Source organism: Sinorhizobium sp. KGO-5 (genome assembly GCF_036245905.1).
In the GTDB taxonomy this organism is placed as follows: domain Bacteria; phylum Pseudomonadota; class Alphaproteobacteria; order Rhizobiales; family Rhizobiaceae; genus Sinorhizobium; species Sinorhizobium meliloti_A.
In genome coordinates this window covers 1,253,700-1,272,274 of the sequence record NZ_BDIZ01000001.1, presented here as the reverse complement: position 1 = coordinate 1,272,274, position 18,575 = coordinate 1,253,700, and the positions used below count along the sequence as shown (strand labels likewise).

The following is an 18,575-nucleotide window of genomic DNA, read 5'->3' as shown; positions in this document are numbered from 1 at the left end:
CGGCCGCTGTTCAAGCCACGCTTCGGCCCCATTTGAAGTCGCGCGCAACATAGTTTTAGGCACCCGCATAGTCAAGGCATGGAGGCACCTTCGACGTGGACAATATTATTGTGTTAATTCAACGACTTAATGATAAATCCGGCAAGCTGCGACAAAGGTGCAGAGGGAATCGCCGCCAACGACGGGGTCACGCCCGCGGCTCCGGCGGCTGGCAGGGGCGCGGAGGCGGCCACGCCGTCAGCTCCAGCCGCCGCCATAGGTTCTGTAGAAGATGTGCAGTCCGATCTTGCCGACCCGCTTCATCGTCTTCGCCCAGGCGGGATTCACATAGGTGGCGTGATAATGGGTCGCCGAGCCGACTTCCGACAGCCATATCCTTCCGGAGGTAACCGCCAGCGCGACTTCCTTGGCCGTCTTCCAGTGCGATCGCGAATAGATCAGGTCGCGGATCATGTCGCAGGCGAAAGAGAACTGGCAGCGGTTGCGCCAGGCCTTGTTCTGGTAGACGACGCCGCAGATCGTCTTCGGGTAGGTCGGATTGCGGACGCGATTGAGAATGACCTGCGCCACCGCGGCCTGACCCTTGACGGATTCGCTGCGTGCCTCGAAATAGATTCCCTCGGCCAGACAGGTCTGCTCTTCCTTGCTGAAGACGGTTGGCGGCAGCGGCGTTGCCGCCCAGGCATGATCGTCGGGCGCGATATCCGGAATGAAGCGCCCTGCATTTTCGTCGTTCCGCAGGATCGAATCGAAGGGTGATTCACGCGCATAGTCCGGCTCGGGCCGGACATAGGCAGTCGCAAGAATGTCGGGCTTGTCGTTGGTGACGAGCTTGGCCAGCATCGGCGAGAGGCCCGGTTCCGGCTTCGGCGGCGTCTTGCGGTAAAAGACCGTGGCGATCTCGATCTCCTTGCCTTTGATCTTCGGCTTGGCGAAGACCATCTTCTCGGGGCCGTCGAGGGCCGGGCCGATAAGCGAGCTCGTGCGCTGAAGGATGGATCCGGCGCTGAAGTCCTTGGGCGGGGTCACCGGCGTTACCGCGACGATTCGCCCCTTCTTCAGCTTCCGCGTCACGCGATCCTCGTCCGGCGTCCCCTGGTGTTTCGATTCGGCGGTCAGCGCCACGCGGCCGCCTTCCGGCAGGGTCATGCCGGCGCCGCCGTCGAGCGCACCGGTGGTGATCGGGTCCGTGAAGACCATCTCGACTTCGTGGAGAGAGCCGGCCGGCGAAGGAGTGAGATAGGTGCGCCAACGCTCGCCGCCGCGGTTGATGCCGGACAGAAACGTCGCAATGTCCGAATAGGCGACCGCCGAGGGAAAGCCCAGGAATACGGCAAGGCCTAGGATCGCCGGGGCGCGCCAGGCCGAGAACGAAAACCGAAACTTGTCACGCAACTTCCAACTCTTACGCACCGGTCGGCTCCAGGAACTCTTTCTCAAGCACGCGCTCTCGCAAGCCGGCGATGAGCCAGCGACAAGATTCCATGCAGGACGCTAGGGTTTGGAAGCGGCCGGCCGGCTCGCCGGGACCGCTTCGCTTGAGCCTTGAAAATGCGGCATTAACCTTGATGTTTGGTTAATGCGGACGCAGTGAAACGGATCAGATGATCACGTGAGAGCCGAGTTCGACCACCCGGTTCGTCGGCAGGCGGAAATAATCGGAGGGATCGATCGCAGCATTGGCGAGTGCGATGAACAGACGGTCCTGCCAATGCGGCATGCCGGACTGGGCGTCGGGCACAAGTTTGCGGCGGCCGAGATAGAAAGAGGTGGACATGATGTCGAATTTCAGGCCCGACTTTCTGAAGAGGCCCAGCGCCTGGGAGACATTCTGCGTTTCCATGAAGCCGAACTTCATTTCCAGCAGAGTGAAACGCTCCGACAACCGCCGCGCGCTGACCCGCTCTTCCCTCGGCACCTTCGGCGTGTTTGCCGTCCGGATCGTCAGAATGAAGTTCTGCTGATGCAGAACGTGGTTGTGTTTGATGTTGTGCAGCAGGGCGGCAGGAGTCGATTCCGGATCGCTGGTCAGGAATATCGCCGTGCCGGTCACCGACACCGGCGCGTGCTCGCTCTGGCGCTCGACCGATTTGATGAAGCTTGCCAGCGGAATGTCGATATGGCGGGTCTTGGCGTGCAGGATTGCTGTGCCGCGCTTCCAGGTCCACATGATGACGATGAAGGTCGCCGCAATCAGGATCGGCACGTAGCCCCCGTCGTGGATCTTCAGCATGTTGGCGCCCAGGAAGACGAATTCCAGTGCGAACAGCGGCAGCAGCGCACCCGCTGCCCACCAGCTCGGCCAGTTCCACCGCATACGCAGGAATTCGAAGGAAAGCACCGTGGTGACCACCATCGCACCGGTGACGGAGATGCCATAGGCAGTTGCGAGCGCCTCGGAGGAGCCGAAGAGGAAGACGAGCGCCATGACGCCGAACATCAAAAGCGTGTTGACGTTCGGCAGGTAAATCTGGCCCGTATGGGTCTCGGACGTATGGAAGATCGCCATGCGCGGCAGGAAACCAAGGTGGATGGCCTGGCGCGTCAGCGAAAAGGCGCCGGTTATGACCGCTTGACTGGCGATGATGGTGGCCGCTGTCGCGAGAATGACGGCGGGCAGCAGCGCCCATTTCGGAAACATCAGGAAGAAGGGATCGGACATCGCCTCCGGGTTCTTCAGCACGAAGGCGCCCTGCCCCAGATAGTTCAGCGTGAGCGCTGGGAAGACCACGGTGAACCAGGCCCATTGGATCGGCCGCCTGCCGAAATGGCCGAGATCGGCGTAAAGCGCCTCGGCACCCGTGACCGTCAGGAAGACGGCGCCGAGTACGACGATACCGACATAGCCTTCGTTGAACAGGAAGGTGACGGAATAATACGGGTTGAAGGCTCTGAAGATCGACAGGTCGTCGGAAATATGGACGAAACCGATCGCGCCCATGACGACGAACCAGATGAGCGTTATCGGGCCGAAGAAATTGGAAACCGCGGCAGTACCCTTGGACTGAACGGCGAAGAGGAGCAGGAGGATGACCACGGCGATCGGAACGACGTAGTCCGAAAGGGCCGGGGTCACCAACTTCAAACCCTCGACGGCCGAGAGCACCGACAGTGCCGGTGTTATCATCGCGTCGCCGATGAAGAGTGCGGCGCCGGCAATGCCCATGAAGAACAGTATCGCCGTGTGACCATTGGCGGTCTTCATGAGCAGCGCAAGCAGGGAGAGCGTGCCGCCCTCGCCCTGGTTGTCCGCCCGCAGCAGGAAAAGCACGTATTTTATCGTGACAATGATCGTCAGCGCCCAGATCATCAGCGAGATCAGACCGATGATCTCGACGTCCGTCACACCGTCGTGCGCAACGGGGCGCAACGCCTCGCGGAAGGCATAGAGAGGGCTGGTGCCGATATCGCCATACACGACGCCGACGGAGCCAAGCGCCAGAACCAGCAGGCGGCGAATATTCTCCACCCCAGGTGTAGCGGGAGCAGACAATTGAGACATGTTGCTCAACAGGCCCTTAGAGCCAGCCTTTCCAGCGGAAGAAGAAAAAGGGGATCACGGCCGAAAGTACCATGGCCGCAAGCGCCCACGGATAGCCGAACTGCCATTCAAGCTCAGGCATGATGCGAAAGTTCATGCCGTAGACAGAAGCGACCAGCGTCGGCGGCAACAGAACGACCGAAGCGATCGAGAAGATCTTGATGATCGCATTCTGCTCGACATTGATCAGGCCGAGCGAGGCATCGAGCAGGAAGGTGATATTTCCAGAGATGAAAGCCGTGTGTTCCGAGAGCGACTGGATGTCCCGCGATACCGTACGGCAAAGTTCCCGGCTTTCCTTGTCTGCTTGAACGTCGGGAACCGTATAGACGAAGGTCAGCAGCCTGGAGAGCGAAGCGAGGCTGTCGCGCGTTTTCGCAACAAGCCGGTGATGGCCCGCGACGTCGCGCAGGCGTGCTTCGAGAAAGTGCGGTGGCCGGTGCCGCCGGCCAGACGCCTTGTCGCCGAAGACCTGAAGCGCCAGGTCGTCGATCCTGTCGACAGCCTGCTCGAGAATTTCCGCCGTCCTGTCCACAATCGTCTCGAGCAGGCGCGTCAGAATCACCGCGCCGTTGCGGCAGCCGCCGGGGATACGATGCATGCCGGCCTTGAAAAGGCCGAAGGCCCTCGGCTCGGCATAGCGGACGGTGACAAGGCGCTTGCCTGCCAGAATGAAGCCGACATCCGTCAACCCCGGCATTTCCGTGTCGCTTCGATAGACGAGCGAAGCGGTCATGAAGACGGCACCGTCGTCGGTATAAAGCCTGCTCGAAGGTTCGATGTCCCTCAGATCGTCCCGCGTCGGAATGGGAATTCCGAGCAGTCCCTCGATCATCAGGTCTTCCGCCTTGGTTGGCTCGACAAGGTCTATCCAGACGAGATCGGGACGCAGGCCCGACGGCGGTTCGGCCGTGGAGAGAGCGACCGCTTCACCGTTGACACAATAGCCTGTGATCATGCGGCCGCCTTTTTCATGCAGCCGACGACGATGAACCTTGATGATTTCGCAGGATCAGCCGCCACACGATTTTCCACAAAGCAGATTCATCCGATGAAGGCTTTCAGCCGTTTCGACGCCGCATGACGGCAGTCGGGTGACCAAAGTCTCCGGCGATGGCAGTGGCTCGCTTTGACTTGCCTATGCGAGCCAAGGGGATATGACTCAACCCCGGCGCAAAATCAATGGCCTTCGGGGATCCGGTGCTTCCCTGTCGGATGTCTCGGTCGCGCCGCACTGAATTCCCCGGCATGTCGCTTGGGCATGACCGCGGCGAAGCGCTATTCGAAGACGATGTTCGGCATCGCACGGCTTTTGTCCTGCCGGGCAGCGGTGACCTCTCCCCAGACCCGCGCCGCGATGTCGCGATAGACGCGCGCGACCTCGCCATCGGGCTCGGACGCCACGAGAGGGGTTCCCGCATCGGAGGTCTCCCGGATACCCATGGTCAGGGGCACCTCTCCAAGGAACGGTACGCCGATGCGCTCGGCTTCCTTGCGCGCGCCGCCATGACCGAAGATGTCGTAGCGCCTGCCCGTATCGGGCGCCACGAAATAGCTCATGTTTTCGACGATCCCGAGAACCGGAACCTCAACCTTGCGGAACATGGCGAGACCCTTGCGGGCATCCACGAGCGCCAGGTCCTGCGGCGTCGACACGATGACGGCGCCTGCGAGCGGCACCTGCTGAGCCATCGTCAGCTGTGCGTCACCGGTGCCGGGAGGCATGTCCACGACCAGGACGTCGAGGTCCCCCCACGCCACCTCGCGCAACATCTGCAGGAGCGCCGACTGGATCATCGGGCCGCGCCAGATCATCGCGACCTCCTCGTCCACGAGGAAGCCCATCGACATGACTTTCAGGCCGTAGTTTTCCATAGGGCGGATAAGCCGCCCCTCGATCTGTTGCGGGCGGCCGGAAATCTTCAAAAGCCGCGGCATCGAAGGGCCGTAGATATCCGCGTCGAGGAGCCCGACCTTCAGCCCGTTTGCCTGAAGCGCCAACGCCAGATTGACGGAGGTGGTGGACTTGCCGACTCCGCCCTTGCCGGAGGCGACGGCGATGATGGCACCGACGCCGGGGATGCCCGCCTTTGGTGCCGCACCGCCCGCGCGCTGCGCCGGCGCATGGCCCGTCGGGGCCGGCCGGGGCCGCTCCACCGGGCCCTTCTGCGGAGCGGCCTTGCGGTCGGCAGTCAATGCCACCATGGCGGCCTTCACGCCGGGAATCTCGCGCACGACCCGTTCGGCGGCCGCCCGCATCGGTTCGAGCTCCTTCGCCCGATCCGCCGGCACGGTGATCGAGAAGTAGGCCTTGCCGTCGGAAATGAACACATCGGACACAAGGCCGAGGTCGACGATGTTTCCTTCCATATCCGGACCGCGGACGGTCCGTAGCTTCTCCAAAACCATTTCCCGGGTGACATCCGGCATGTCGGCCTCTTGCTCTTTCGTTGGCGCGCAACGCTTTCGACTGCTCTATCGCTAGCCCAAATCGCACCCGATTTAAGGAACTGGGTATTAGATAGTCGAGCCGGGGCACTTCGCCAATGCGACAGGTGGGAAAATGAGAGGGCCGCCAACCGATCATCGTGTCCGTACATCCGGGATCACGGGCGATCGGCGGCGGCCCTTGTCGCGACCTTCCTGGGCGCTGTCTTATTATGGTCCCCTCTGGACACGGAACTGAATATGCACAATGCGTGCCAGTTGGAGCCTTCCGGAAAAAACCAGAGTTTCCAATGAGTTGCTCTTCAACTATCGCGGATGCGCAAGAGACTGCGCTGCTCATTTCCTGAGCAGGCGCGCCATTTGGACACGAAATGCTCTCAGATGCGCCGGCCATTGCTCCGGCCGATGGGGCTGCCGGCGAAAGCTGTTGAGATCGAATAACCGCTGCGGCTTGTTTGATTTCCTCATTCCTGTGCTTGTCACAGGAATCCAGCCAGACCAAGTCCTTGGGCTGAAAGAACGCTTCCCGCGCCGCAGACGCGGCGCTACCCTCATTCCTGTGACAAGCACAGAGATGATGGCAGAGGATGACTCTCAACAGGCCCTAGCTGATATAGCCCTTTTTCATCGCCTTCACGACCGCCTGCGTGCGGTTCACCGCGTCGAGCTTCTTCGTGACGTGGTTGAGGTAATGATTCACCGTGTGCTCCGACAGACCGAGGATACCGGCGATTTCTGAGCTGGTCTTGCCGGCAGCCGTCCAGCTCAGGCACTGGATCTCCCGTTCGGAAAGAACCGTGTTGGTGTTCTTCCAGACAGAGCCGATCTCGGCAAGCCGGTTATAGACGTGAATTGCGATCATCTGCAGTTCCATCGCCGCCGTCATCGGTAATTCCGCTTCCGGGCCCATGAGGATGACCGCGCCGCGGCCACCTTCGGCATCGTGGACCGGGAAGTAATTGGCTTGGAATATGCCGTTGTCGCGCAACATGGCGATGTAATCCGCGGCAGAGTCGGGCTTGCCTCCCTCCCTCTCCCAGTCTTCAAGCTTGATCTGAAACGGCGTCGTCGTCTCTCTCAACCGTCGCACCCCGGTGCTGAAGCGCAGCATCGAAAGGCTGTCATATTTGTTGAGGAGCTCGGCCGGCATGTTCGAGATCACCGTGGTGGCGGAGAGCCGCTCTACCTCGACTGCAGGGATCGAACAGATGAGAAACGTCTTGAAGCCGAAAATCGGCGTAATCCGCCGCATGTAGCGAATAATGTCGAACTGGGTCTCGAGCCTTGCTATCTCAGGCGCGAAATCGCCGCCCCGGGGCAGATCGATATCAGTCGTCCCCCTCGTGATCATCTCTTGCATCGGTGCGGTTCCATCGCAGTCATCGACTATCAAATAGCCCGAGCGGCCGAGCAATGCCAACAGGTGATTGACGATCATCACCTCTGACGCGCAAAACCCTGTGCATTTCGACCGTGCCGATGAACGCCGACCCCGCCTTCAGCCGCTCGCGCCGAAAGACGGCCGCGTCGCGTTCGCGTGCCTCCATTTCCCGTGCTTGTCACAGGGATGAGAGAGTAAAGGGGCTCTGTTCATGTCCCGCCCGGCGTCGATCAATTGATCAAGCCCGCGCGTATCGCCTTGGCGACAGTTTGGACGCGATTGACCGAATCGAGCTTGCGCGTCGCACGGTTGAGATAGTGGTTCACCGTATATTCCGACAGTGCCATGATGCGGGCCATCTCCACCGTCGTCTTGCCAGCCGCGGCCCAGCGCAAACACTCGATCTCGCGCCGGGAAAGGCTGCCCGGGCCGCGTCGGTCGCGCGTTCGGACTTCGCTCAGCCGGCTGTATAGAAGGCCGGCCCAGAGGTTCAGAGCCTGCATCTCGTCGTCGGACACGGCGGACCTGTCACCGCCGAAGGCGATGGCGGCGCGGTGACCCGCGGCATCATGGACCGGCAGATACACCCCGCGCGGCATGTTCGCCTGTTCGAAAACGCATATGGCAGCTTCGCCCTTTCCGTCCACACGCCCGCGCGCCAGCAGATGAGCATCGTAGGTGAAGGGAATTGTGCTGCGCCGCAACCGCTGTATCACGGGACTGCCGTCGATCAGGCGGGCACTGTCATAACGCCTGAGGAAATCCATCGGCCAGGTCGTCATGAGCGCCTGCGCAGTGAGGCTGTGGGACCCCGACTCGGGAATGGCGAGGACCATGAAGCCTCGAAAACCGAAACCTTCCGACACCCGGCCGAGCGCGCTCCGCACATCATCCTCGCTGTCGATCGACCCGCTGACAGCGTGACCGTCAGGGAGGACCAATGAGGATATATCCACGCTGAAATCGATCATCTTCCGCCCGCCTCTCACATCCGCGTTCCAGCTGGAGCATGACGCTCGCGCTGTCATACCCACGCCTTCGCTTCCACCAGAATTCCGCCCGATGCAACCAGCCGTGGCAGCAGACCGGCATTGAAGCTACTTATCTTGAACCTTTTCGTCCAGTCGAAACTTCTAATTTACCGTAAAGCGGTCCCGCGCACTTTTTCGTGGAAAACATGCTGTAATCCTTAACCGTCACGGCGACCTTTGCTCGTCCGGCAGGACACGCGGCGCCGCAGCACCCTTTTCCCGCCCCGGGCCAAGCCGGATCCGGACCTCTTCCTCGATCTCTGCCGCCACCTCGCGCACGTCCTGCGCCCAGGCGGTCAGCTGCTGCAGGCTGACCCGATAGGAGGGACCGGTCACGGAGATCCCTCCGACCAGGTCGTGTTCCGGAACGCTGATCGGGGCGGCCACGCAGCAGATCTCCGCCTCGTGCTCCTCCCGGTCGAGGGCATGGCCGTAGTGCCGGATTTCCTCGATCTCGGCAAGGAGCGATTCTATCGAACGATGCGTTTGCGCCGTGAACGGGTGAAACGCCATTCCGGTCGATATCCGCTGCAATTCGCCTGCGGGAAGAACCGACAGAGCCGCCTTGCCGATCCCCGTACAATAGGCCGGCGACGCCTTGCCGATCTGCGAACTCATACGCACGGTCTGCCGGCTTTCCACCTTGTCGACATAGATGATCTCGGTCTCCCGCAGCACGCCCAGATGCACCGTCTCGCCGGTCAATTGGTGCAGGTGCAGGAGATAGGGGGCGGCGATCTCTCGAAACCGGTTCCCCGACCAGGAGCGATAAGCAAATTTCAACAGGCGAAGCCCGGGCTCGTAGGACAAGTCCCGGCGCTGCACCAGCAAGCCCTCTTCGACGAGATGGCCAAGCAGCCGGTGCAGGGTTCCGCGGGGCTGACGAACGGTCTGCAATATATCCGTGAAGCGCTGAGGGCGGTCGGCCATGGCTACTGCCTCCAGCACGGCCATTGCCTTGCCAAGCGTGCCGGTGCCGACGAGGTCACCTTCCATATCGTCTTCTTTCTTCCGCTTCATTCTTATCCGCTTTCCGCTGCGCTATCTTGACAGGGTAAAAGCATTGGCGCGATAATTCCATATAATAAAACACAGTTCCGAATATTGGAACAACCAATCCCGCAGCCGCGGTATCAGGGAGAAGCCATGACCTTGCCGAGCAGCCAGTTTCCTGATCTGCGCGATTGCGGAGTTCTGGTCACCGGCGGCGGCTCCGGCATAGGAGCCGCACTGGTGCAGGCGTTCGCCCGGCAAGGCGCCCACGTCGCCTTCGTGGACATTGCAGCGGAAGCGAGCCTGGCGCTCTGCGAGAAGGTCGCGGCCCAGACCGGGCAGGCGCCGCATTTCATCCAGGCAGACCTCCGCAATGTCGGGGCCGTGCGGGCCGCAGCCGACGAGGCGGCCGCCAAACTCGGCTCCGTCCGTGTCCTCGTCAACAACGCCGCGCGCGACGACCGGCAGGCGCTCGAAGCGGTGACCGAGCAGAGCTGGGACGAAAGCCTTTCCGTCAACCTCAGGCATATCTTCTTCATGTGCCAGGCGGTCGCGCCCCACATGCAGCAGCAAGGCGGCGGATCGATCATCAATTTCTCCTCGATCGCCTTCATGCTCAACATGCCGGAAATCCCCGCCTACTCTGCAGCCAAAGCCGGGATCATAGGCCTCACCAAATCGCTCGCCGGCAAGCTCGGACCGGATAACATCCGCGTCAACGCGATCCTGCCCGGCATGATCGTTACGGAGCGGCAGCGGCGCTTGTGGCTCACGGAAGAATCGATCGCGCGGATGCAGGAAAGGCAGTGCCTCAAGCGCATGCTCGTCGCCGACGATCTCGTCGGCCCATGCCTCTTTCTGGCGTCGGACAGTTCGGCGGCGATGACCGCACAGACCATGATCATCGATGGAGGCGTGTTTTGACGACGGCAGGCTATTATGCCGCAGTGGATTGGGGAACATCCAGCTTCCGCCTGTGGATCATCGGCGAGGACGGTGCGGTGCTGGCCGAACGCCGCAGCGCCGAGGGCATGACGACGGCCGCAAAGACCGGCTTTCACACGATTCTCGACGGCCATCTCGCCGCGGTCTCCGCGCCTGCGCATCTGCCGATCATCATCTGCGGCATGGCAGGCGCCCGTCAGGGCTGGAAGGAGGCCGGGTATATCGAAACGCCCGCAGCACTCGCCGAGATTGCCGGCCGTGCCACGGCCATTCCCGATGTCGACCGCGACATCCGCATTCTCCCCGGTCTCGCCCAGCGCGACCAACGGCATCCGGACGTCATGCGCGGCGAGGAGACGCAGCTCTTCGGCGCAGCCGGGCATCTCGGCGCCGGCAGCCATCTCGTCTGCATGCCCGGGACGCACAGCAAATGGGTTCGTCTTGCCGACGACAGGGTCGAGGGCTTTTCCACCTTCATGACCGGCGAGCTCTTCGACACCATCGCGCGCCACACCATCCTCAGCCACGCGGTGGCAGAAGCGGAAACCTTCGCGACCGGGAGCGCAGCCTTTACGGATGCAGTAAGCCGCACGAGGGAGAACCCGGCGCTCGCAACCAATCTGCTCTTCTCCGTTCGCGCCGGGCAGCTTCTGCACGGCACCGGCGCCGCCGACGCGAGAGCGCAATTGTCCGGGACCCTGATAGGCCTGGAGATCGCCGGAGCGCTCGCGGCCTCGGGCACGGTGGACGGCGTATGCCTCGTCGGCTCCGGTGGGCTCGGCACGCTTTATCGTACTGCCCTCGAAAGCCAGGGCCTCAACGTCCGGGCCGTCGACGCCGATGAGGCGGTGCGGGCCGGTCTTTCCGCAGCCGCCCGTGCGATTTGGCCTTTGTGATAGAAAGAAAGAACATGGACAGAATCCCCCTGCCCCCGATGAAACGCCCGCTGATCGCGATCCTGCGCGGCCTGAAGCCTGAGGAGGCGGAAGGCGTGGTCGGTGCCCTCATCGAAACAGGCTTCACGGCGATCGAAATCCCACTGAATTCGCCGGACCCGTTTCGCTCCATCGAGACGGCCGTCAAAATGGCTCCGGCCGGGTGCCTTATCGGCGCCGGTACGGTGCTGACGACGGCCCAGGTGGAACGCCTCGCCGATGTCGGCGGGCGGCTGATGGTGAGCCCCAATGTAGAGCCGGCAGTCATCCGGCTTGCTGCGACGAAAGACATGGTGACGATGCCAGGCGTTTTCACGCCGACGGAGGCATTGGCCGCCGCCGCCGCCGGAGCCAGCGGCCTCAAGTTCTTTCCGGCAAGCGTGCTCGGCCCCTCCGGCATCGCGGCGATCCGCGCGGTGCTGCCGGGCGATCTCGAGATCGCGGCGGTCGGCGGCGTGTCGGAGGTCAATTTCGCCGACTATGCAGCGATCGGGATCCGCAGCTTCGGGCTCGGTTCGAGCCTTTACAAGGCCGGGATGAGCGCCGGGGAAGTGCGGCAGCGGGCCATTGCCACGCTCGCAGCCTATGATGCCGTCTATGGAGGCCAGCAGTGACCGATCTCGTTCCCTTTTCCGGCCGAACCCTTTCGGAAGCCGCGTGCGAACTCGGCGAAGGCCCCACCTTCGACCCCGACACCGGAACGGCCTGGTGGTTCAATATAACGGGCCGCGAGTTGCATGAGCTTCATCTCGAAAGCGGACGGAAGGCGATCCATCCCCTGCCCTTCCTCGGCAGCGTGCTTGCGGCGATCGATCCGCTACGGCAGTTGATCGCCTCGGATCAGGGCCTTTTCGTGCGCGACACCGAAAGCTCGAAGCTACGCCATTTCGCGACGCTCGAGGAAAAGCCGGGCAACCGCTCCAACGACGGACGCGTCCATCCCTGCGGCGCGCTTTGGGTCGGCACCATGGGGCGCAACGCCGAGAAACATGCGGGTGCGATCTACCATGTGGCCGGCAGCCGCGTCACGAGGCTCTATGGCAACATCACCATTCCCAACGCGATCTGCTTTTCCCCGGACGGGGCTACCGCCTATTTCACCGACACCGACGTCAACCAGCTGATGCGCGTCGACATAAATCCGGCGACGGCGCTCCCGACCGGCGATCCGGTGCTGCTTTCGGACGAAAGCACGAGCCCGGGCGGCGTCGACGGCGCCGTCTGCGATGCCGACGGGCTGATCTGGAACGCCCGGTGGGGCGCAAGCGCCGTGGAGGTCTATAAACCCGACGGCCGGAAGGTCGCCCGCTACGCCGTGCCGGCGACGCAGCCGAGCTGCCCGGCTTTCGTCGGCGCCAGGGCCGAACGTCTGCTGCTGACCTCGGCCTGGCAGGGCATGGACGACGCCGCGCGGGCAGCCGACCCGCAGGGCGGGAAAACCTTCGACCTCGGGATCGAGGTCAAAGGGCGCTTCGAGCCCGCATTCCGACTTTAAATCCGCCAAACAACAAAGACTGGCGTCGCGCCGGCGAAAAATCATACAATTGCTCCATTGCGCTGAATCGCGGTGGAAGGAGTGCTCGGATGAGCGACAAGAAAAAAGAACTGAGAAGCCGTCACTGGTACGGCGGCACGCACAAGGACGGCTTCATTCATCGGTCCTGGATGAAGAATCAGGGGTTTCCCGACCATGTGTTCGACGGCCGGCCGATCATCGGCATATGCAACACCTGGTCGGAGCTCACGCCCTGCAACAGCCATCTGCGTATCCTCGCCGAAGGCGTGAAGCGCGGCGTCTGGGAAGCGGGGGGCTTTCCGGTCGAATTTCCGGTGTCGTCGCTCGGGGAGACGCAGATGCGTCCGACCGCCATGCTCTTCCGCAACCTGCTCGCAATGGACGTCGAAGAGGCTATCCGCGCCTATGGCATCGACGGCGTCGTGCTTCTCGGCGGCTGCGACAAGACCACTCCGGGCCAACTGATGGGAGCGGCCTCGGTCGACCTCCCGACGATCGTCGTTTCCTCCGGCCCCATGCTGAACGGCAAGTGGAAGGGCAAGGATATCGGGTCGGGCACGGATGTCTGGAAGTTTTCGGAGGCGGTGCGCGCCGGCGAAATGAGCCTGCAGGAATTCATGGCCGCCGAAAGCGGCATGTCGCGCTCGCCGGGCGTCTGCATGACCATGGGCACGGCGACGACGATGGCGTCGATCGTGGAAGCCATGGGCCTGTCGCTTCCGACGAACGCCGCCCTGCCCGCGGTCGACGCCCGCCGCATAGCGCTCTCGCACATGACCGGCAAGCGCATCGTCGAGATGGTGCACGAGGACCTCAGGCTGTCGAAAATCCTGACAAAGGAGAATTTCGAGAACGGCATCATCGCCAATGCCGCCGTCGGCGGATCGACCAATGCCGTGGTCCACATGCTGGCGATCGCCGGGCGCGCGGGTATCGACCTCTGTCTCGAGGATTTCGATCGGGTGGGCGGTCAGGTGCCCTGCATCGTCAACTGCATGCCGTCAGGCAAGTATCTGATCGAGGATCTCGCCTATGCGGGCGGCCTGCCGGCCGTGATGAATCGGATCCAGCACCTGCTGCATCCCGACGCACCGACGGTCTTCGGCGTTCCCATCAGCAAGTATTGGGAGGGCGCGGAGGTCTATAACGACGACGTCATCCGCCCGCTAGACAACCCGTTGCGTGCGGCGGCGGGCATTCGCGTGCTGAAGGGTAATCTTGCGCCCAACGGTGCGGTGATCAAGCCGTCTGCGGCAAGCGAACATCTGCTCGCCCACGAGGGACCGGCCTATGTCTTCGACACGATCGAAGACCTCAGGGCCAAGATCGACGATCCCGACCTGCCGGTCACCGAAGACACGATCCTCGTTCTCAAGGGTTGCGGACCGAAGGGCTATCCCGGCATGGCGGAAGTCGGCAACATGCCGATTCCACGCCGGCTCGTCGAAAAGGGCGTGCGCGATATGGTGCGCATCTCCGATGCGCGCATGTCCGGCACCGCCTTCGGCACCGTCGTTCTTCATGTGAGCCCAGAAGCCAATGCCGGCGGGCCCCTGGCGATCGTCAGGACCGGCGACCGGATCCGCCTCGACGCCCTGAAAGGCGAGCTGAACCTGCTCGTCAGCGAGGAAGAACTGGCGGCCCGCATGGCGGCCTGGCAGCCGCCCGAACAGAAATGGCGCCGCGGCTACTACAAACTCTATCACGACACGGTGCTGCAGGCCGACAGGGGCGCGGACCTCGATTTCCTCGTCGGCAAGAGCGGCAGCGAGGTTCTGCGCGAAAGTCACTGATCGAGCCTTCGCCCCCGGACCCCTGGAGCCATGAAGGCGTCCCCTGCGAAAGGCAACCGGAATGCGAGCTTCTGCGCCGCGTGTTCACCCGAGCATGCGGCGCAACCGCATCGAGCGCACACCAATGGAAGCCTCGTGCCGGCCAGCTCGGCGTTCACTTTTTCCGGAACAGTTTGCGTTGCCGGGCGTTGCTTGAGTGTCATCGGCGCAGCATCCCTGGCCCAACTTGAGGCTGCGCCTGGATCACGGTGATGACATCGTGATCGATGCCAAAGGGCTGGAAGGGAATGCGGGCGAAAAGCGCACGTAATGCCCTCTAGCCGACAACGTCAACGAAAGGCAGTCTGACATGAAAGAGAGACTTATATCTTCCGTTGCCGCTGGCGCGCTTCTCGTGGGCGTTGCCGTTGCCCCGATGAGCTTCGCACAGCAAACCACGACGCCTCCGGCTACGGCACCTGAAACCCAGACCATGGAACCCGCCCCGGCTCCGGCTACCCCGCCGGCCGCCGACGAGCAGGCGCAGACACCGGATACGGCAGACAAGACGACCGATATGGCGGCTGGTGACGCCAGCTACCTGACGGAGCAAGCGGAAGACCAAGTGTCCGCGAATACCTATATCGGCCAGTCCGTCTACAATGCCAGCGATGAAAGCATCGGCGAGATCAACGACCTGATCATCGAGAAGGAAGGCGGTATCGCTGCTGCCATCGTCGGAGTTGGCGGCTTCCTCGGCATCGGGGAAAAGAACGTCGCAGTTCCGTTCGACAAGATCGCGATTGCCGACCAGCCCGATTCGGATGAGATCAAGCTGACGACCACCGAAACGGCCGACTCCCTGAAGGCCGCGCCGGAGTTCAAGACGAAATCGCAGGTAATGGCCGAGCGTAACGCCGACCAGCCGGTCGATACGTCGACAACTTCGGCAACGGGTACGACCCCGGCACCGGCGCCTGCGGAACCTGCCCCACAGCAGTAAGCTGCATACGCGTTACAATGATAAAGAAGGAGCGGCACCGACTGGCGCCGCTCTTTTTTCATGAACAAATTGGTACAAACCTCATACACCAATTACTTCGTCTGTATTAAATAATAATAATTTGTGAAATATATGGAGATGTACTGAGATATAACGGAAATATTCGATACTTCGATTACTTTAACCCTCATATGTTCTTCTGAAATAGAATCGCTTGCGAAATATCCCTTGTGAATTACTGCAATTTTAGGTAGAGGTCCGGGAGGGCTTTCGCGATGAGGGATCGACATGAGGACACGAACTTTTCTTGCTGTGGCAGGTTTTCTGGGAATTGCGGCATCACCGCTAGCTGTCGGCAGTGCACTGGCAGCCGAACCCCAGACAGAAACCATTGAGACCGCAGACGGGTTGATGAATATCTGGCTCGGCGCCGCCTATGTTGACATGAACGTCACGAACGGGTTCGGAGCTGCCATCGACCAAGGCAGTTTCCTCTTCATCACTCAGCCGGATAGCGGCTTGGACATTTCGTCCGCTGGCGCTGAGGTCGGCGGCGATTACTGGGGTTCCGGCCTCGGGCTGGGAGACGTTTACCTTGCGGCAGACTTCCTGATCGCCAGGGACGACGACGACATTCGGCTGGCACTGCCGACGACGGGCGCACGTCCTTTTCTGGACACGCTCCCGCTGGACGGAACCCCTTCCCCCGGTCTCATTGTCGCAGGCGCGGGAAGCGAAGCGAACATCTCTGCCGACGCCGACTTCCGTCGCACCTCTGTTGCCGCAGCTCATAAGCTCGCTTTCAGTCCGCTGGACGCCGATATCGCGCTTGGCGCATATGGCGCCCTCAGCCGGTTGAACTTCGGGTCGTCCGTGCGCGGCGTCGGCGGCGGCTTCATAACACTTGACGAAGAGGTTGACGCCGTCTCGGTCGGTCCGATGATCGCACTCCGGAAGACGACGGCGCTAACACCCTCGATCGAGGGCTTTATCGAGGGGCGTGCTGCCGTCCTCTACGCGCATGGCGCGTTCGACGGGGTGCAGACCGCGTCGAACCTACCCGCGGCGTTGAATGTCGAGGATGAGCGTGACGATCTGGCCGGCATGGCTGAAATTCGTGCCGGTGTCTCGCTCCTGGCATTGGGGGCCGGCAAGTTGAGTCTGTACGGCGGACTTGGTGTGCGCAACGATGCGTATGAGATCGTTAATCCCCGTTCACGGACTGGACTCGTCGCCAGCGATTCCGATTCGTACTCTCCTGGCCCGGCGCGAATCGAACAAACAACACAGTTTACGGGCTCAATCGGCGCAAGGTTCACCTTGAACTTTTGACACGAAAAATGCGGCTGCGCTTCGGCGCGTGCGCCGCTCTACCCAAGTAGGCCGCCCTGCATTCAGTTGCGCTGGGCGGCCTACTCCATTATTTTCTTTGCATTTAGTACCACGCGTCGGGCATGCCGTTCTTGCGCGTTGCGACATAGTCGTTCAGCGCTTCGTCGATGGCCGCATCCAAGGGCGGCGCCTCGTATTCGGCGAGAGCCTTTTTCCAGCTCCTGTTCGCGCGCAGCGCCATGTCGGTTTCGCCCTGTTCCACCCATTTCTCGAAGGGTTCGTTATCGGAAAGGGCGCTGTCCCAGAAGGCGGTCTGATAATTGCGCATCGTGTGCTCGCAGCCGAGAAAGTGGCTGCCGGGACCCACCTCGAGGAAGGCATCCATGGCGAGCGTATTGTCGTCGACAACGACGCCGGCAAGATAGGAATGCAGCGCCCCGCAGAAATCCATGTCCATCATGAATTTTTCGTAGGACATCGCCAGCAGGCCGTCGGCAAAGCCTGCCGAGTGCAGGACGAAATTGGCGCCGCAATGGACCGCCGACAGCATCGACATGACGCCTTCCTGCATCGCCTGAGCATCCGGGCGCTTCGAGTTTGAAAAGTTTCCGGCGCAGCGCAACGGCAGGCCGAGCCGGCGCGCGAGCTGGCCGATGACCATGCTGCCTATCGCCGGCTCCGGCGTGCCGAAGGTCGGCGAGCCCGAGCGGAGCGACATCGAGGAAAGAAAGTTTCCGAAGATGACGGGCGCGCCCTTGCGTTCGAGCTGCGTCAGCGCACAGCCGGCAAGCGTTTCGGCATAGGATTGCGCAATCGCCCCGGCATTGGTGACCGGCCCCATCGCGCCGCCGAGGATGAACGGCACGATCACCGCGGCCTGGTTGGCGCGAGCATAGGCCCGCAGCGACTTCGTCATCGTGCCGTCCCAGACGAGCGGCGAGTTGACGTTGACATTGCCGAGAATGACACAGTTGCCGTCGACGAAATCGGCACCGAAAAGAATGCGGGCCATTTCGATCGAATCCTCGGCGCGTTCCTCCGAGGTAATCGACCCCATGAAGCCGCGATCGGAGTATTTTATGTGGCTGTAGACCATGTCGAGATGACGTTTGTTCACCGGCACGTCGCACGGTTCGCAGATGGTGCCGCCGGAGTGGTGCAGCCAGGGGCTCGACTGGGCGAGCTTCACCAGATTTCGGAAGTCCTCGATGGTGCCGTAACGCCTGCCCTTGTCCAGATCCATGACGAAGGGAGAACCGTATGCCGGAGAGAACACCACGTTGCGGCCGCCGATCTCGACGCTGCGGGCAGGGTTGCGGGCGTGCTGCGTGAATTGCGCCGGCGCCGAGCGGACGATCTCTTTCAGCATCCCCGGCTCGAAGGTGACGCGAAGGCCTTCGATTTTCGCCCCGGCGCGCCGCCAGTGGTCGAGCGCCACCGGGTCGTCGCGAAACTCGATGCCTACTTCTGCGAGAATGCGGTCGGCCACCCCTTCGATCCGCTCCAGGTTCTCCTCGCCGAGGATGTCATAGGTCGGTATATTGCGGGCGATGTAGGGGACACCGAGATTCTTGCCGCCCTCGCGTCGCTGCGGTCGCCCGCTCCGGGTCCGTTTCGGCGCCTCGCCGGTTGCTTCCAACACTTCCATGGTCGATCTCCCATCATTTGCAATGATGGT

15 protein-coding genes are annotated in these 18,575 nt (G+C 62.0%); 7 read left to right on the top strand and 8 right to left on the bottom strand.

What is annotated here, in order from left to right:
* Positions 1 to 237: 237 nt before the first annotated feature.
* From BHD07_RS06015 to BHD07_RS05985, 7 genes are all read right to left on the bottom strand, one after another.
* Positions 238 to 1,395, bottom strand: coding sequence for a cell wall hydrolase (locus BHD07_RS06015; protein ID WP_100669257.1), 1,158 nt, complete (start codon positions 1,393 to 1,395; stop codon positions 238 to 240).
* A 205-nt stretch (positions 1,396 to 1,600) separates the two neighbouring features.
* Positions 1,601 to 3,502, bottom strand: coding sequence for a potassium transporter Kup (locus tag BHD07_RS06010; protein WP_033047212.1), 1,902 nt, complete (start codon positions 3,500 to 3,502; stop codon positions 1,601 to 1,603).
* Positions 3,503 to 3,518: 16 nt separating this feature from the next.
* Positions 3,519 to 4,499 (bottom strand): magnesium transporter CorA family protein, encoded by a 981-nt coding sequence (locus BHD07_RS06005; RefSeq protein WP_100669259.1) that lies wholly within the window; start codon positions 4,497 to 4,499, stop codon positions 3,519 to 3,521.
* Between the two features lie 320 nt (positions 4,500 to 4,819).
* Positions 4,820 to 5,971: an Mrp/NBP35 family ATP-binding protein gene (locus tag BHD07_RS06000; RefSeq protein ID WP_100669261.1), complete on the bottom strand. Its 1,152-nt coding sequence runs from the start codon at positions 5,969 to 5,971 to the stop codon at positions 4,820 to 4,822.
* A gap of 622 nt (positions 5,972 to 6,593) precedes the next feature.
* Entirely contained in the window at positions 6,594 to 7,427 is an 834-nt protein-coding gene (gene nurR / locus BHD07_RS05995; protein WP_018094375.1) for a LuxR family transcriptional regulator NurR, read from the bottom strand.
* Between the two features lie 173 nt (positions 7,428 to 7,600).
* The gene (locus BHD07_RS05990; protein WP_100669263.1) at positions 7,601 to 8,341 is read right to left on the bottom strand and encodes a helix-turn-helix transcriptional regulator; all 741 of its coding nucleotides are present in this window, start codon (positions 8,339 to 8,341) and stop codon (positions 7,601 to 7,603) included.
* 225 nt (positions 8,342 to 8,566) lie between these two features.
* Positions 8,567 to 9,427: an IclR family transcriptional regulator gene (locus BHD07_RS05985; RefSeq protein WP_338279330.1), complete on the bottom strand. Its 861-nt coding sequence runs from the start codon at positions 9,425 to 9,427 to the stop codon at positions 8,567 to 8,569.
* 120 nt (positions 9,428 to 9,547) lie between these two features.
* Here BHD07_RS05985 and BHD07_RS05980 point away from each other — a divergent pair, with 120 nt between their 5' ends.
* The 7 genes from BHD07_RS05980 (at position 9,548) to BHD07_RS05950 (ending at position 16,897) form a co-directional block, all read left to right on the top strand.
* Entirely contained in the window at positions 9,548 to 10,318 is a 771-nt protein-coding gene (locus tag BHD07_RS05980; RefSeq protein ID WP_100669267.1) for an SDR family NAD(P)-dependent oxidoreductase, read from the top strand.
* The gene (locus BHD07_RS05975) at positions 10,315 to 11,235 is read left to right on the top strand and encodes a 2-dehydro-3-deoxygalactonokinase (RefSeq protein ID WP_100669269.1); all 921 of its coding nucleotides are present in this window, start codon (positions 10,315 to 10,317) and stop codon (positions 11,233 to 11,235) included. The genes BHD07_RS05980 and BHD07_RS05975 overlap by 4 nt, the downstream gene beginning before the upstream one ends.
* A gap of 14 nt (positions 11,236 to 11,249) precedes the next feature.
* Entirely contained in the window at positions 11,250 to 11,888 is a 639-nt protein-coding gene (locus BHD07_RS05970; RefSeq protein ID WP_100669271.1) for a 2-dehydro-3-deoxy-6-phosphogalactonate aldolase, read from the top strand.
* The gene (locus tag BHD07_RS05965; protein ID WP_100669273.1) at positions 11,885 to 12,769 is read left to right on the top strand and encodes an SMP-30/gluconolactonase/LRE family protein; all 885 of its coding nucleotides are present in this window, start codon (positions 11,885 to 11,887) and stop codon (positions 12,767 to 12,769) included. The genes BHD07_RS05970 and BHD07_RS05965 overlap by 4 nt, the downstream gene beginning before the upstream one ends.
* A gap of 89 nt (positions 12,770 to 12,858) precedes the next feature.
* Entirely contained in the window at positions 12,859 to 14,583 is a 1,725-nt protein-coding gene (locus BHD07_RS05960) for an IlvD/Edd family dehydratase (protein WP_100669275.1), read from the top strand.
* A gap of 349 nt (positions 14,584 to 14,932) precedes the next feature.
* Positions 14,933 to 15,565, top strand: coding sequence for a PRC-barrel domain-containing protein (locus BHD07_RS05955; RefSeq protein WP_100669277.1), 633 nt, complete (start codon positions 14,933 to 14,935; stop codon positions 15,563 to 15,565).
* A 288-nt stretch (positions 15,566 to 15,853) separates the two neighbouring features.
* Positions 15,854 to 16,897, top strand: coding sequence for a hypothetical protein (locus tag BHD07_RS05950; RefSeq protein WP_100669279.1), 1,044 nt, complete (start codon positions 15,854 to 15,856; stop codon positions 16,895 to 16,897).
* Between the two features lie 103 nt (positions 16,898 to 17,000).
* Here BHD07_RS05950 and BHD07_RS05945 read toward each other — a convergent pair whose 3' ends face one another.
* Complete coding sequence (locus tag BHD07_RS05945; protein WP_100669281.1) at positions 17,001 to 18,545, bottom strand: trimethylamine methyltransferase family protein; 1,545 nt, start codon at positions 18,543 to 18,545, stop codon at positions 17,001 to 17,003.
* Positions 18,546 to 18,575: the final 30 nt, after the last annotated feature.

Bases quoted from the DNA above. Each gene is read 5' to 3' on its own strand.
- BHD07_RS05960 (WP_100669275.1), top strand. From the start codon at position 12,859: ATGAGCGACAAGAAAAAAGAACTGAGAAGCCGTCACTGGTACGGCGGC.
- BHD07_RS05955 (WP_100669277.1), top strand. From the start codon at position 14,933: ATGAAAGAGAGACTTATATCTTCCGTTGCCGCTGGCGCGCTTCTCGTG.
- BHD07_RS05945 (WP_100669281.1), bottom strand. From the start codon at position 18,545: ATGGAAGTGTTGGAAGCAACCGGCGAGGCGCCGAAACGGACCCGGAGC.
- nurR (WP_018094375.1), bottom strand. From the start codon at position 7,427: ATGATCGTCAATCACCTGTTGGCATTGCTCGGCCGCTCGGGCTATTTG.
- BHD07_RS05950 (WP_100669279.1), top strand. From the start codon at position 15,854: ATGAGGACACGAACTTTTCTTGCTGTGGCAGGTTTTCTGGGAATTGCG.
- BHD07_RS06010 (WP_033047212.1), bottom strand. From the start codon at position 3,502: ATGTCTCAATTGTCTGCTCCCGCTACACCTGGGGTGGAGAATATTCGC.
- BHD07_RS06000 (WP_100669261.1), bottom strand. From the start codon at position 5,971: ATGCCGGATGTCACCCGGGAAATGGTTTTGGAGAAGCTACGGACCGTC.
- BHD07_RS06005 (WP_100669259.1), bottom strand. From the start codon at position 4,499: ATGATCACAGGCTATTGTGTCAACGGTGAAGCGGTCGCTCTCTCCACG.
- BHD07_RS05990 (WP_100669263.1), bottom strand. From the start codon at position 8,341: ATGATCGATTTCAGCGTGGATATATCCTCATTGGTCCTCCCTGACGGT.
- BHD07_RS05970 (WP_100669271.1), top strand. From the start codon at position 11,250: ATGGACAGAATCCCCCTGCCCCCGATGAAACGCCCGCTGATCGCGATC.
- BHD07_RS05980 (WP_100669267.1), top strand. From the start codon at position 9,548: ATGACCTTGCCGAGCAGCCAGTTTCCTGATCTGCGCGATTGCGGAGTT.